This is a genomic window from Paraburkholderia sp. BR10923, from assembly GCF_040948765.1.
In the GTDB taxonomy this organism is placed as follows: domain Bacteria; phylum Pseudomonadota; class Gammaproteobacteria; order Burkholderiales; family Burkholderiaceae; genus Paraburkholderia; species Paraburkholderia youngii.
This window is the reverse complement of record NZ_JBFPKO010000230.1, coordinates 1-255: the sequence shown is the minus strand read 5'-3', so window position 1 is coordinate 255 and position 255 is coordinate 1. Positions and strand designations below refer to the sequence as shown.

Sequence of the window (255 nt, the reverse complement as noted above, 5' to 3'; positions counted from 1 at the left end):
GCAGGCAGCGCTGCGAGGCCACGCTCGGAGCCAGATCGGCCTTGCCCTGCTCACTGAGGTTGAACACGCCCTTGCGGTTGCGCAGGTCGTTATAGCGCCCCCCGGCGCGCTCCAGGTCGCTCTTGAGCTGCGGCAGCTGTGCGCTCAGGAACTCGAGCGACCTCTCGGCTTCCGCCGCCTTGCGCTTCAGATTCTGGTCGACATACGCATTGCCGATTTCGGCAAGCGTGCTGGCCGTCAGCATCCGCTCGGAGC

1 pseudogene is annotated in these 255 nt (G+C 66.3%); it reads right to left on the bottom strand.

Features of this window, described 5'->3' with window-relative positions:
* Positions 1-244, bottom strand: a pseudogene (locus AB3X94_RS42245) (tyrosine protein kinase); the annotation flags it as partial.
* Positions 245-255 lie beyond the last annotated feature (11 nt).